This is a genomic window from Nostoc sp. (assembly GCF_036917155.1).
Classification (GTDB): Bacteria; Cyanobacteriota; Cyanobacteriia; order Cyanobacteriales; family Nostocaceae; genus Nostoc.
Genome location: NZ_JBALDZ010000005.1, coordinates 17729 through 32009 on the forward strand (window position 1 = coordinate 17729; position 14281 = coordinate 32009).

Sequence of the window (14281 nt, forward strand, 5' to 3'; positions counted from 1 at the left end):
CCCCTGGAGGCGAATTACAAATTATTTTAAAATGCCTGCATTATCCACACTACCCCAGCTGCTACTAGAGGCACACTGAGGTTATCTGTGCCGTGGGGTGAGACTGCCTCTGCTAGGGTGGCGAAAGTAGCAGTTACCACTGCCGTTAATAAGGCCCATCCTAAACCTAAAGGCGTTGCTAGGGGACTCAGCGACGAACCAGGTAGCAGCAACAGCACCAAGAAAATCACCACTGTACTTGCTATAAACATTGCTGCCGAACCTTCCCAGGAACGCACAGAATTTCCCACTTGGTATTTATGCTGTCCGAAGCGTCTACCGATTAATGCTGCTAGCGCATCACCCCAGGTCATTGCCATTATCCCAGCAACAGCGATCGCAACGCTATCTACTGGCTCATCTGGCCGCCACAGCAACCCGAATAACAGCGTCACTGAGATAGCAAAGTAAACTGTACCAGGTGAGCTATCTTCAGTATCCATTGCGCCAATGATTCGGTAGCGGTAAAACAGGTAATTGAGTCCGATAAAGGTAGCAAAAGGTATAATTCCGATTTGCCAGTGCTTAAACAGCAGCAGGACACCGAAAACCCACATCCCTGCACCAATATGAATCACTTTGCGGGTCAAATCTGGCTTTACAGCAAATAGCCTACGCAGTCCCTCGCCAATGACAAGCAGACTGGTGGCGTAAACGTAAGAAATTGCTAGTCCGATAAAATCATTGTTAGTCATTTGTCATTTGTCATTAGTCATTAGTCCCCCTCATCTCCCTCATCCCCCTCATCCCCCTCGTCCCCCTCATCCCCCCTGCTTCTTCACTTTGGTCGATCGCTATTTCTTCTAAAGTTCTTTTCTACTGACGAAACGCTACCAATACCTTGAAGAATACCACGACCGATTAAACCTAAACCCCGGCCAACTATTTGAGTGAGAATGAAGACTATACCGCTACCTACGAAAGATAATAGTGATTTTAGACGCGGTGCGATCGCATCACTAAATTCTAGGAGCAATGTCACTACTAAAGGAATATTAGCAAGTCTTACTAACTCCTGATTTCGAGGAGCATAAACTGAAGTGTTGGCAATACCACGAGGCACTATTACAAATAGCTCATAACGGCTTTCAAATACTGCTTTTGGTTCATTGATATAATTTCTTAATCTATATTTCCACGACAAATCATTTCTAAATCTTTCAATCTCTCTTGTGGAAATTAATTGCTGCCCATAAAAAGTTTGCTTAATCTCTTCTACATCTGCTAAAGAATTTAGCAATGGTTGCACTACCCCATTCGCTACCTGAATCAACAAGTTCTCTAAAATTATTAGTGCCTGAGACTTAGACTCAGCACTCACTACTGAATATGAGGTATTATCAATATTCAATTCTATTTGAAATATCAGATAAGAATACAACTCACAAATTAGCGGGATTTTATTGAGAATATCTCTTTGCACAACCTCTGTATTTTGTAGCAATAAATTAACAACTTCTATATTTTGATTACCTGTTTTTATTCGAGAAAATTTACCGAAAAACTCTGTGACTGCCACTTGCCATAAGTCGCGCATCAAGATATTTTTTACTTCATATAATTGATTTATATCAATATTAGAAGCACGTAATTCATCCAACTGTTGAGCTAATTTTTGCAGAATTAGATAAAGTAATTCCCGTTTTTTATCTTCACGAAAGATGTCAATTTCTAAAGGTATATCTGTGACATTTTTTAAAGGAAATTGAAGTTTAGTAACGCAAGATGCAAACAAGACAGATTGTAGTGTTCCCGGACTAAGTAAAGGTGAGACAGTTTGTCTTTGTTGAATGGCACTACTCAACGAAGGAGTCAAAGGCGGCTCATCAGCAATCGGAATTTCCTCTTGCCTTTCTTGTGATGAAACCAATAACCGATTTAGCAACCAACGAGCTGCTAACAGTTCTCGCCGCCGTCCAGCTAGAATTGCTCGATCTAGTACTCGTAATCCGGGAACTTGTAATTGTGCTGTTACTGCGGACAGGGTGGATTCAATGTTAGTGTTTCCTGACAAACGCAAATTATTTCGGAGTTTAGAAAATGGGAGTAGGGAGTGGGGAGAGACGCGATCAATCGCGTCTCTACTAGGGAGTGAGGAGTTAGGAGTTATTACTTCCGTATCCCCAAACCAGTAATAACCCCCATTTGCAACCTCTTGGATGGCAGCGACTAACTCAGGCAGTGGTGTACCTTTAGGGCAGTAGCCATTTACACCAACAGATTTTGCCGCTAATAGCAGTCCTTGTTCTTGCACAGAACTAAGGAGCAAAATTGGGAGGTTGGGATATAAGGCTTTGAGTTGGCGACAGAATTGTAAACCTAGCTGTTGACTGGTGGTAGAGCGACCATTACCGAATTCCAAAACTACCAAATTTACCTGGTTAGGGTCTTTTTCGGCAATTTCTGCTAGAATCTGCAAGGCAACGGTGTCAGTTTCTACTGCTGCGATCGCTACTAAGTTAGGAATTGCTTCCAGAGCTACCTGTAAACCCAGACGAAAAATTGGGTCTTGGTCGATTAACAATAATTTTATCGGGCGATCGCTCATAATCCACTCAATACATAAGCAGTGTTTTTACCAATCAAAAAACAACTTTGATACAAAACTTTGTCTTTATCATTGTTACCTGTTTTCGCAAACTGATAAATCGATCATAATTGCCTCATGCAGCCTTCATTATGTAATTAAATGAACCTGAGTATTCGGCACTGGTTGGCAGAACGCCATATCGCAATCAATCAAATCAGAGGCTTTTCAGCGGGGCAATTGGCAGGTATTGCCTACCGTATTGTTCAGGATATGGAAGTCAAAAGCCTTGTGCCTTTTGATATCTGTACCTTGGTAGAGGTTTTAGAACTGCCCTTAAATATTGTTTGGGAAGAAATCAGTGTCATTTCCCAGTTGACAGAAAACCTGTTGCGTAGCCTCAGCCAAAAAAAACCATTAAAACGTAACGAAGGTACGTGGCTAGCGTTTCAGATTGCCTATCTCCAGGCTTTGCAAGCAATTTTAGAGCAGGAGTCAAGGCTGCAAAGACCGTGGCTAGATCGGGCAAGTATACCTATGCAACCACACATACTTATAGAGGATGTGGGTAGACTCATCCTTCAAGATCCGCGACTACAAGGATTGCTGAAAACTCTCACTCCAGGTAAATTGACTGATACTCAAGCTGAACAAGCACTATCTTTGGTTGCAGACTCATTGCTAGTGCAACAAATAAATAGCGCTACCATCGCTTGGTTAGTTGCCAATGGTGCAGAGGAAACTGAAGCTAAACTCCTAACACAGCGTTTGGTCAACTCACTTCCTGGTGACATACTGGTAGTTGTCACCGAAAATGCTGCACCTTTAGCCCAACTACAAAAATTTTTCCGATTGGGGATTTCATTGTCTCCCAGTTTCATCGCCCCAGAAGTTGGTTCTACAGTCGGTGAGAAAATTGATTTGCACCGAGAACATTACCGTGCAAGTTTGATTCAAAACCTCAGTAGGCCTTTGCTGATGGAATCCTTTGCTCTCCAGGATATCTATGTGCCACAAAAAGGCTTACCAATCGAGGAAAATATTTCTGAGCAGGAGAAAAAAACTGTTAAACCAGTTGATTTAAAGACATGGGGAGAGCAACAGCTAACAGATTTAGAAACGATCGCTGTGATTGAGTCGGAACCTGGTTATGGAAAAACTAGTTTTTGCCAACTTTGGGCGGCACAAGTTGCACAAGAATTATACCCTACTTGGATGCCGATAGTAATTCGGTTACGAGATGTAAAATACGGCAAAACTTTCATCGAAACCTTAAATTCTGCCTTTCCTGTTAATCTTTCAACTTGGTTAGAGCAAGAAAATCTCCCTTGTCTATTGCTGCTGGATGGTTTGGATGAACTACCCCATTCTGCTCAGGGTATCAGGGCGCAAGCAATTTTTCTTCAGCAATTATTGAACTTTCAATCTCAGCATCGACATAAAATTGTGTTGACGAGTCGTTCAACGACGTTACCAGAAATCGTCTCGGAACTACCGCTATTGTTGAAGCGAATTATTATCCAGCCATTGGATGTAGACGAACTCAAACAATGGTTTCAGCAGTGGGCAAAAGTGCAATCATTGCCCATTGCTCAAAATTTATTTACATTGCTAAAACAGTCGGGGGTATTTGCCAGCCAGTCCAAATTAAGAGAATTATCTGCCCTTGTTCGTCAACCTCTAATGCTGCATTTGTTGGGCATTTTGCACCGCGACGGATTGCTAGATGATGAACTATTACAGTTAGCTGCTAATACCCAAAAGTCTTTTCTGTTATGGGAAATTCATCATCGTCTGAGTCGATGGTTATTGGGCTATCCGCTAATTGGTGGCATTAAAACAATGCTATTGCGTTCAGGATCGGCTCATATCCACCGTACTCCAGAAGCGATCGCTAATTTACTTGCTGGTCGTCATCCCCAAGATTTACTTGAGCAGATGCAAGCGATCGCTCTCAAAATTTTACACTCACAACGCCATCAAATTAATGTCGTTGGGGAATTTAAGACTCTACCAGGGTTTTATTTTAAAATTCGGGATGTAGAAAGCGTAACCCAAAGTAGTTTAATTGAGTTTTCATACATCAAGTTAGGAGAATTTCTTTGTGCAGATGCTATTGCTGCCCAACTTAAATTTCTGACTCAATACCAAGATGAGGCTTATGGTACGCCAACTTTTGCGCTTGATTCTCCCAGTAGCGTAGCCCAGCATATTTATAATTTACTAGGTTATGGCATACTTAGCCAAGAAATTGAAGAACTGGCGATCTCTGGATTACGTCGCCAGCAAAAACACAAGTTTTCATTTGAAGTTTTGTTTCAACGTCTTCTATCTTTCTGGCGTGCTTACTGTCAAGGACATTGGTTAGATGAGGGGATAGCCCACAACGCTTTAACTAATTTTCACGCACTACAAAACCCTGTGAATGTTGAACAGGTGAATGCTGCGGTGGGACTGAATGTGTTTTTATTGCTTTGTGCTTGCTACCGAGAAACAAAAATTCCTTTTTGGCCTTGTGGGAATCCGGTCAATTTGACAGAATTCAACCCAGAGGCGCTGAGTGTGCTAATTGCGAGGACAACGGTTTTGCATAAAAGTGCCTTCGCAACCCGAATCAAATCTCTGGCTGGACTCAATTTATCGGGAGCCTCTTTATCACAAGTGATGTTAACTGGGGTAAATCTTGAGCAAACAAACTTATCCAATGCGGAGTTAATGGGGGCGAATTTAGCTGGAGCCAATTTGCAACAGGCGAACCTCACAGGCACTAACCTTACAGGCGCAAACCTCGCAGGTGCAAACCTCCAACAGGCAAACCTGATAGGGACAAACCTCCAACAGGCAAACCTGATAGGGACAAATCTTAATTCTGCCAATCTCACCAACGCTTGCTTATTTGATGCAATTCTCACTAATACTGAGAAAAAATTGGCTGCTGATAATGGTGCTTTGTTCTCCAAAGAGTCGTTTCAAAGACTGAAACATTTGCGTAGTTTACCGCCGCAGGCATCGCAGCAGCCTTTCTTAAACACGGTGCAAATCACTCCAAACATGAATGTTAATTGGAAAAATGCCCCTGCAATCGGACAAATTGAAAGCTGCGAAGGCGCAATTTTGCCAGTAGATTTATATGATGATGCCGATGCCGATGATGAAACAGTTTTTGGCAATAATTCTATTGGGGAATAGGGCATTGGGCATTGGGCATTGGGCAAAACAGTTCCGAGAAATCATTATAAAGACGCGATAAATCGCGTCTTTTGTCTTAACCGAACAGTATTGATTCTCTTCCCAGTCCCCAGTCCCCAGTCCCCAATCCCTAGCCCTCTTGCGAATTACGATAGCCAAAAAAGTTAATACTGTAGTCAGTAATCCGCACTCCTGTTTGTTCTTCAATTTTGCGGATAAAATCTTCTGGCAGTTCTACATGAACATCAAGAATTTGATTTGTATCTATACAGTTAACATGACTGTGAGAGTCACTGATATTACCGTACAAACGTCCATCACAGCGTTCAATACACTCAATGATGCCTTGACTTGATAATGCTTCTAAGTTTTGATAAACAGAAGTATGACCGATCTCTTTGCCTTGTAGGTTCAAGCGATCGTAAATCTCTCGTGCTGCAAGGTGTTCATTTGCTTGCCAAAGTAGTTCCAGAATAAAGCGACGCTGACGACTGACGCGCATACCCAGGATTTGACAGCGCTCAAGCGCATCTTCTAGGGAACGAATTGGTTTTGTAGTAATTGTTTGTTTTTGCATATTACAGCTTGTTAACTGTTGGGGGGATTTTCCCGTCTAAATGTTTATTGGTTATTTAATATATGCAATGATATTGCACACCGCTCTTTTACCTGTGCTTGTGTTTTGGCTTTTGATGCTGCGGAAGTGACAATGGCGATAATGATTTTTTTGCTTGTTGATGCTTACTTTGTCAGACCTTAATCTAAAACAAACTCATTACAACTTTAACTTAAAATTGCTGTAAATGTCCACCTTGGGGCAGGCATTGACTTACCCAAGTAGGCTAATTCTCATGGCATACCATATTAATCGTGTAGTAATTATTTAGTTAAGTGTGAGTAATTATAGCAATGATAAAAGCAATATTTAATTTTAGTAAAAATCAGTGAAGTGAGTGGCGTAGGTGTAGCCCGCCGCAGGCATCGCCAGCAGATAATATCAAGGCTAGCAACTAGATGTATCTTTGTGATAACCAGCGAAAATTAAGCAAAAGTATCAAATAAATTTGAGCAGGTCAGACTTGTGTCTAAACCTTGTGTAGGTTGACCAAATTATCAGCAAAAAAGTATCAGTAAATACTAATTTAACGTAAGTTCGATGAACCTCTCCCGGACAGCCTCCCTCTCCGAAACGGAAAGGGAGGAGCAACGAAAAATTCAGCTTTTTGCTCCCCTCTGGGCGTCGGAGAGGGGTTGGGGGAGAGGTCAAATAAGACTTGTCGAACTCACGTTAATTTATTTGTGAAGAAGACTTTGTGCTAGAAAGCCAGTCCACTAATATATATTGACAAAAACTAAAGTATGTGAATTAGGATAAAACGCCTATCTTGGGTGAAATATTTGGGTCTGATTTTTAGCGATCGCATAAAAACGGAACACTCAAATCCCCAATTTTAACAACACCCATATCTTGCATTTTAGGTCAAGCACCTCTACTGGACTGGCTCTCTAGTAAAAATCAATGTAGCGTCAATCGCTGAAAGCTGCTACTGTATATTGTCGATCCTACAGTTGAGCATCAAGAAAGTGGCTGCTGAATCAATAACAATTGCGATCGCACTCAATAATGACTTCATTAACAATCTGGATCTGTCGCCTGCGTCAACGGTGATTGGTAAACTGCTGCAAGATGGGGTTACATCCCATGAACAGCAGCTACGTTTTGATATCAATTACGATCTCGAACCTGGCGATCCACGGGAACTCTCAGAAATTCCAGAGGTGCGGCTGTGGTTTGTGCGCCTAGATGCCAAGTATCCCTGGTTGCCATTTTTACTAGATTGGAAAGCTGGAGAATTTGCTCGTTATGCCGCCATGCTTGTACCACACCAGTTTAGTTCCCAAGAAGGTATTCAGTATAATCCCGAAGCCTTAGAGATATTTTTGATGCACAAAATATTTATTTTAGGTGATTGGCTCAAACAGCAAGACATCCCCAGCCTATCGCGGCTGAAGTCTATGGCCCAAATGCTGGGTTATGAATTAGATGATGCTTTTTTTGGGATATTTTAATCAGAAAGAATTCAGTCAAATTAAGACCTGGCGAATAGAATTCGCGGCTATACTGGCATTGTCCGCCTCCGCGGACTAAAGTCAAATTAAGGGTTTGAAACCCAGGATCGGTAGCTTTTGTTTGTATAGACGCGGTTTCTAACCGCCCGTTTCCCTTTCTTGTTCTGAATTCTGACTTCTGAATTCTTCAAAAAACGACTGGTTTAGCCACCCCAAACCTTCTCTAAAACTGCGTTTGGTGAAATATCCGCCGTTTTTCCCGTGGGGGATTCAATGGCCAGAAATTTATCGTTTTTCGGCAGCAACTTAACCGGATCGGTGGGCCCAAATAGGGCAATGGTATAGGTTTGGACAGCAACACTCAGTTGTAGTGCCTCATTATCAGTAGACAGCAACAAATTTGCCCCAGCAATTATGGCAGTTAACTTGCCAATATCATCGGGGGCAGTTACTTTGATATCTGGAGAAGACTCCAGGAGCGATCGCACAAATTGCTCATCATCAGACCCCTTAATGACCAACACAGGCAGATCCGGTTGCTTGTCTTGGAAGCCTTGAATAATTTGCTGCCAACTTTCGACAGGGTAGATTTTATCCAGTTCTTTAGACTTGGATAACTGGCCAGAACTGCCATTAATCAAAATATAGCCTGTTTCATTCACCCCTAAACGTTTTTGTTCCTTTTGTGCCCACTCAATATTTGGTTTTGGCACATTTACAGCTAACTCTGGGACAGGGCTATTTATTTCCAATGGTTGCAGCAAATCGTGGTATAATGCTGCCGCATACTGGGATGGTTTGAACGGCACAGCATGGGTAAGAAAACCCGATCCTTTGCCTTGGTAGCCAATACGTATCGGAATTCCCGTCAACCAGAGTAAAAGACCCACCAACCAATTTTGCTTAACAGCAATGGCAACATCGTATTCGCGATCGCGAATGTTGCCGACCAAATTACCCCAATCTGCCAGACTATTACGGTCTTGAAAATCAAAGTTCAGTACCTCGTGAACCGACTTGCTCACTTGGTAGGCAGCCTTTGACCGGGGTTCAACAACGACATCTATTTGAGCGTTAGGATAATGGCGCTTCAGGTCATCTAGAGTCGGAAAGAAGAGAATTTGGTCGCCAATTCCGCCAGGTACAAGGGCTACTACTCGCATAATATTTATTGACGCTTACTCGCTCCCTATTTTAGGGGAAAATATATAGCTTAAAGATTGAGGAATTCTGTGTATTTACTAATTCCAGCTGCGGGAATCGGAAAAAGAATGGGGAGTAACCGCAATAAACTCCTGCTGAAAGTGCGATCACAACCAATTATTGCTTGGACTCTATTAGCCGCAGAAGCCGCCAGCACCATCAGTTGGATCGGGATTATTTCTCAGTCTACGGATTGGCCAGAGTTCAATGCAATTCTCACCGATCTGAAGCTGACCAAACCAGTAGAATTGATTCAAGGCGGCTCCACCCGACAAGAATCTGTTTACAATGGCTTGCAATCTCTGCCAGTAGTCGCAGAACAAGTTTTAATTCATGATGGCGCTAGATGCTTGGCTACACCAGATTTATTTAACTCTTGTGCCGAGGCGATTCGCCATTGTCCCGGTTTAATTGCTGGTGTGCCGGTCAAAGACACCATCAAAGTTGTCGATGAACAAGGGATAATTCAAGAAACACCCGATAGACGAAAACTATGGGCGGCACAAACTCCCCAAGGATTTGATGTCAAGTTATTGAAACAGTGTCATGCTGAAGGTGTCCGTCAAGGTTGGGAAGTAACTGACGACGCCGCTTTATTTGAAAAGTGCGGCATCGAAGTCCGAATTGTCGAGGGAGAGGAGACAAATTTAAAAGTGACCACTCCACAAGATTTAGCGATCGCAGAATTTATTCTCACAAGTAGAGGGATTGGGGATTAGGGACTGGGGATTGGGGATTGGGGACTGGGGATTAGGGACTGGAGGAACAAAAAAGTGTGTTCTCAATACTCAGATTTTAATTGGAGAGTGTCAAAATATTCTTCGACTTATGTTATTAAGATACAATCCCATACACTTGTTGATTGTTAGTTGTCATCTGCTAATGACTAATGACTAATGACTAAATGATTACAGCCACAGCGACGAAGATAGAAGCAATTCTCTATTTAAAGGGTAAACCCTTGTCGCTCGGCGAAATCGCCGAGTATGCCGCGTGCGATCGCGCCACTGTCAAGGAAGGCATGATTGAACTTATGGACAACTATGCCCACCGAGATAGCGCCCTAGAGGTAATAGAAACCCCAGATGGTTACAGTTTGCAACTACGGTCTGACTTTCATGATTTGGTGCAAACTATGATACCAGTCGAATTGGGTGTAGGTGCATTGCGGACTTTAGCTGCGATCGCTCTCAATAGTCCTATACTCCAAAGCGACTTGATTAACCTGCGCGGTTCAGGGGTATATCAACACGTTCCAGAACTCGTAGAACTTGGTTTCATCCGCAAGCGCCGAGACAGTGATTCTCGTTCCTACTCATTGCAAATAACCCCGAAATTTCATCAGTACTTCCAAATCGAACAACTCCCGCAAATACTTTCCACTAGCCAGAAGGAAGAACAATTAGAACTAGAACTAGAACTAAAGGGAGTGGGGAGCGGGGAATAGGGAGTAGGGGTCAACTTCAGAGGATAAAGTCTATATTTGTTGGGTGTAAGCATCAATCTCTTGATGGCGCTTGCACTTTATTTGACTAATTGATGGGGAATTAGGGACTGGGAATTAGGAAAGGGTTTTTGTCGTACCCAATGCACTTACTTGAAGAAGAATTCAGAAGTCAGAATAAAGACGCAACGCTCTCTAAGTTCGCGCAGCGTGTCGCAGACAGACGCTAAAAGCGTAGCTTGCTTCCCTGTAAGGGTACGAATACTCGCTATCGCAGACTCGCTAACACTGCGCTATCTGCCACTCGTACAGAATTCAGAATGAATTCTGACACCTGACTCCTGAATTCTGTTCGATAGAAAATATTTATAATTCGTGACTGTAACCAACATTACCCCATCTGCCCTTCACATTTTGATAATATTCAGCTTGTGACTTGTATTACCCTCTTAACGACGATTAACCGTTGGCAAGTACAACTAGTGCAACAGATGCTGCTTGTTCACAACCTAGCAATACGAAGTAATTGATTTGGGTGGGAGGGAGAGAGCATCTTATTTGGAGGTTGGTATTCTCGTGGCTTTGTCAGTACGTCCATATAATTAAGTCTGCTGAAAAAAAGAGCAAGAGACTTGTATTGGTATAAGTATTTTCGTTAAGCTGGCAACCAAAGATGAAAATTAAGGTCTGAATTGCTTAAAAGCGTAGTTTAACGATGTAGTCATTAGTCATTAGCAAAGACAAATAACTATTGATTAAGGACAACCCAATACGATTTGTCATGTTTTCGACCTCATACCCACTTAAAATAAAATAAAAAATGGCTAACAACGAAGAATCACGTGGTTTAAAGTCTCTATTTGATTGGTTTGCAAATCGAAGGAAGTCAGGATCTACAAGCCTCGAACGCCAAGAGCGTGAAATTGCTGATGGACTTTGGCATAAATGCTCTAAGTGTGGCGTGTTGGCATATACAAAAGACCTGAAAGCCAATCAGATGGTTTGTGTCGAATGTGGTCATCACAATCGGGTAGACAGCGATGAGCGCATCCGTCAATTGATAGATCATAATACCTGGAAACCCCTGGATGAGCATTTGCGTCCAACCGATCCGCTGGAATTTCGCGATCGCAAACTCTACAGCGATCGCCTACGAGAAACACAAGATAAAATTGGCTTAATAGACGCGGTTAACACTGGTTTAGGTCAAATCAATGGTTTGCCCATTGCCCTTGGAGTTATGGACTTCCGCTTCATGGGTGGTAGCATGGGTTCAGTTGTAGGAGAAAAACTCACCCGCATGATTGAGCAAGCCACTCAACGGCGGTATCCTGTAGCGATCATCTGCACCTCCGGTGGTGCCAGGATGCAGGAAGGAATGCTCTCTCTGATGCAAATGGCGAAAATATCCGCAGCCCTACAGCGTCATAAAGATGCCCGACTATTATATATTCCCGTTTTGACCAACCCCACAACGGGCGGTGTTACCGCTAGTTTTGCAATGTTGGGTGATATTATCTTGGCAGAACCCAAGGCAACCATTGGTTTTGCCGGTCGGCGAGTGATTGAGCAAACCCTGCGGGAAAAACTACCCGAAAATTTTCAAACTGCTGAAGATTTACTCCAGCACGGTTTTGTCGATGATATTGTACCCCGTACTCAATTAAAGAACACCCTAGCCCAGCTGATTGCTCTACACCAGCCTGTACTAACAACACCTCACATGGTTTTGTGGGAAACAATGTCTTTGACTTCTACCGCCGCAGAATAAACAAAAGTTAAAAGTTATGAGTTATGAGTTAAAAATTTACAACTCCTAACTCCTAACTGCTAACTGCTAACTGCTAACTGCTAACTGCTAACTGCTAACTCCTAACTGCTAACTGCTAACTGCTAACTGCTAACTCCTAACTGCTAACTGCTAACTGCTAACTCCTAACTGCTAACTGCTAACTGCTAACTCCTAACTGCTAACTGCTAACTGCTAACTCCTAACTCCTAACTCCTAACTGCTAACTGCTAACTGCTAACTCCTAACTGCTAACTCCAAACTCCAAACTCCAAACTCCAAACTCCAAACTCCAAACTCCTAACTCCTAACTCCTAACTCCTAACTCCTAACTCCTAACTCCTAACTCCTAACTTCTCCTTGGCTCTTGAAGAAACATGAGTGGAACAAGCGCTACTAGTCGGAATAGACCAGAGAGGGCAAACAAGCCTAGTAAGCCTCCAGATTGAGCAAATTGGACGAGAAAGCTGCCTATAGTTGTGCCCAAAGCACCACTCACTCCAGCAACGGCAGCTGCGATCGCAAAATAGATAGACTGATTTTTAATTGGTGCGATCGCCAATTGTATATTATTGCTGCACAAATCAATGGCCGCCCAAGTACCTCCAGCTAAGATGTGTAATAGAGGTAGCCACAACCAGATATCAAGGCGATTAGCACCAATTCCCAGCCAGAGGAGTGGTGTGACTCCAACCAAAATCCCAACACAGATGAGGATGGGACGATTACCAATCTTATCAGCTAATTTTCCCCACAGAATAAGCATTAGTAAAGTCGCCCCTGCCTGAAGGCTGTTGTAGACAGTCACGTAACTCACATCCAAATCCAGCGTGTCCAGCATGTAGAGGTTAAAAAAAGGACTGCTGAGATTAACAGCAAGATTCCAGAAGCTAAAATACAGCAGAAATATCAAAAAGTTAGAATTTTTCCAAATACTGTTAGTTAACTGGTCTTGTGGCAGATGAATTGAACTTGAAGGCAGAAGTAATAAGTCTGTTGATTGAGTGACTTCAGAAGATTCATCGAAAGCGACGGGAAACTCCACCCACTCTTGGGAGGAGAGGGATAGTCGCCCCGTCGCTTGGGGCATTGGGCATTGGGCATTGGTAACTTCTTCCCCTTGTGGGTGGAGTTTTTTATCTTTTGTAATGTCTGATTGAATCTCACTTGTTTGTGGTGACTTGCCATAATAAGTGTTTTGCGATTGGGGATTTATATCCACCTGGAAATATTGACACCCCAATCCCATAATTCCAAAGACAATGCTTACCAGTAAGACTACCCCATAACCTTGTAGAGATCCCCCATACCAATGTGATACAACTAGACCAGCCATTGGTACGCAAATCAAAGTGGTGAGGTTAGCAGCACTATTACGTGTCCCAAAATACCTGCCTCGTAATCGCCGGGGAACTATCATTGCCACCCAACTTAGCCACGATGCAGTTCCTAATCCTCCCAAAAGATTGCTGAATAGAACAATCAAGAGTGTCAATATTACTAACTGCTGAGTATCAATTACTCCCCAATTGATGCTGACAATCCCAATTACTAAAACCAACCATAACAGCCGACCAATTCCGTGCGTCCGAAGCGAATATTGAAAGCGGCTGGTGCTGCGTTCAGACAAGTAAGCACCCAAAGGCTGAATAAGATTGACCAACATCGGGATAGAAGACAACATCCCAAATACCACTGGACTAGCACCCAATTCCACCAATAAATTGCTGAGTAAAATGCCACTAGTTCCAAGAGAATAAACCGATGCTAAGACAGAATCCGCAGTGGATGCTTTTAAACTAGTGCGAATACTATCCTTGGGAATTCGAGAGTTTGGAGAGATTGCTCTTGGTAGTGAGGCAATCTGGGTAATTTCTAGAGTCAGTGGTGCAGTTATTTCAACCTGAACAGAATCCATAATCTATGTTTATGGGTGAAGTACCCTGGATAAATCCGGTTGCAGAGGAAATCAGTATGCTTTAATTAGCGTTGCTGATAATTTTTCGTTATTTTAGCTTGC

Annotated in this window: 10 protein-coding genes; 5 read left to right on the forward strand and 5 right to left on the reverse strand. The window is 42.8% G+C overall.

The window, feature by feature from the left end; genetic code table 11:
• Window positions 1-26: 26 nt before the first annotated feature.
• Together V7K67_RS00360 and V7K67_RS00365 are read right to left on the reverse strand one after the other, a co-directional pair.
• Window positions 27-734, reverse strand: a complete 708-nt coding sequence (locus V7K67_RS00360) for a diacylglycerol/polyprenol kinase family protein (protein ID WP_334729301.1) — start codon at window positions 732-734, stop codon at window positions 27-29.
• An 83-nt stretch (window positions 735-817) separates the two neighbouring features.
• The gene (locus V7K67_RS00365) at window positions 818-2587 is read right to left on the reverse strand and encodes a DUF3685 domain-containing protein (protein ID WP_334729302.1); all 1770 of its coding nucleotides are present in this window, start codon (window positions 2585-2587) and stop codon (window positions 818-820) included.
• A gap of 141 nt (window positions 2588-2728) precedes the next feature.
• On the opposite strand from V7K67_RS00365, the gene V7K67_RS00370 reads away from it, so the two are divergent.
• Complete coding sequence (locus tag V7K67_RS00370; RefSeq protein ID WP_335164784.1) at window positions 2729-5755, forward strand: pentapeptide repeat-containing protein; 3027 nt, start codon at window positions 2729-2731, stop codon at window positions 5753-5755.
• A gap of 130 nt (window positions 5756-5885) precedes the next feature.
• Here V7K67_RS00370 and V7K67_RS00375 read toward each other — a convergent pair whose 3' ends face one another.
• The gene (locus V7K67_RS00375) at window positions 5886-6332 is read right to left on the reverse strand and encodes a Fur family transcriptional regulator (protein ID WP_179067258.1); all 447 of its coding nucleotides are present in this window, start codon (window positions 6330-6332) and stop codon (window positions 5886-5888) included.
• Window positions 6333-7354: 1022 nt separating this feature from the next.
• Here V7K67_RS00375 and V7K67_RS00380 point away from each other — a divergent pair.
• Window positions 7355-7825, forward strand: a complete 471-nt coding sequence (locus V7K67_RS00380) for a CRR6 family NdhI maturation factor (protein WP_334729314.1) — start codon at window positions 7355-7357, stop codon at window positions 7823-7825.
• Between the two features lie 203 nt (window positions 7826-8028).
• Here V7K67_RS00380 and V7K67_RS00385 read toward each other — a convergent pair whose 3' ends face one another.
• On the reverse strand, window positions 8029-8988 hold the full coding sequence (locus V7K67_RS00385) for a glycosyltransferase family 9 protein (RefSeq protein WP_335164785.1): 960 nt from the start codon (window positions 8986-8988) through the stop codon (window positions 8029-8031).
• 69 nt (window positions 8989-9057) lie between these two features.
• Here V7K67_RS00385 and ispD point away from each other — a divergent pair, with 69 nt between their 5' ends.
• From ispD to accD, 3 genes are all read left to right on the forward strand, one after another.
• Complete coding sequence (gene ispD, locus V7K67_RS00390; RefSeq protein ID WP_334711464.1) at window positions 9058-9747, forward strand: 2-C-methyl-D-erythritol 4-phosphate cytidylyltransferase; 690 nt, start codon at window positions 9058-9060, stop codon at window positions 9745-9747.
• Window positions 9748-9932: 185 nt separating this feature from the next.
• Window positions 9933-10475, forward strand: a complete 543-nt coding sequence (gene scpB / locus V7K67_RS00395; RefSeq protein WP_334711465.1) for an SMC-Scp complex subunit ScpB — start codon at window positions 9933-9935, stop codon at window positions 10473-10475.
• Between the two features lie 817 nt (window positions 10476-11292).
• Window positions 11293-12243, forward strand: coding sequence for an acetyl-CoA carboxylase, carboxyltransferase subunit beta (gene accD / locus V7K67_RS00400; protein ID WP_334711466.1), 951 nt, complete (start codon window positions 11293-11295; stop codon window positions 12241-12243).
• A gap of 367 nt (window positions 12244-12610) precedes the next feature.
• Here accD and V7K67_RS00405 read toward each other — a convergent pair whose 3' ends face one another.
• A complete protein-coding gene (locus V7K67_RS00405) occupies window positions 12611-14179 on the reverse strand; it encodes an MFS transporter (protein WP_335164788.1) in 1569 nt (522 codons plus the stop codon).
• Between the last annotated feature and the right edge of the window lie 102 nt (window positions 14180-14281).

What these genes read in the sequence shown, in the direction of transcription:
- V7K67_RS00360 (WP_334729301.1), bottom strand. Translation starts at nt 734, where the DNA reads ATGACTAACAATGATTTTATCGGACTAGCAATTTCTTACGTTTACGCC.
- V7K67_RS00365 (WP_334729302.1), bottom strand. Translation starts at nt 2,587, where the DNA reads ATGAGCGATCGCCCGATAAAATTATTGTTAATCGACCAAGACCCAATT.
- V7K67_RS00370 (WP_335164784.1), top strand. Translation starts at nt 2,729, where the DNA reads ATGAACCTGAGTATTCGGCACTGGTTGGCAGAACGCCATATCGCAATC.
- V7K67_RS00375 (WP_179067258.1), bottom strand. Translation starts at nt 6,332, where the DNA reads ATGCAAAAACAAACAATTACTACAAAACCAATTCGTTCCCTAGAAGAT.
- V7K67_RS00385 (WP_335164785.1), bottom strand. Translation starts at nt 8,988, where the DNA reads ATGCGAGTAGTAGCCCTTGTACCTGGCGGAATTGGCGACCAAATTCTC.
- scpB (WP_334711465.1), top strand. Translation starts at nt 9,933, where the DNA reads ATGATTACAGCCACAGCGACGAAGATAGAAGCAATTCTCTATTTAAAG.
- accD (WP_334711466.1), top strand. Translation starts at nt 11,293, where the DNA reads ATGGCTAACAACGAAGAATCACGTGGTTTAAAGTCTCTATTTGATTGG.
- V7K67_RS00405 (WP_335164788.1), bottom strand. Translation starts at nt 14,179, where the DNA reads ATGGATTCTGTTCAGGTTGAAATAACTGCACCACTGACTCTAGAAATT.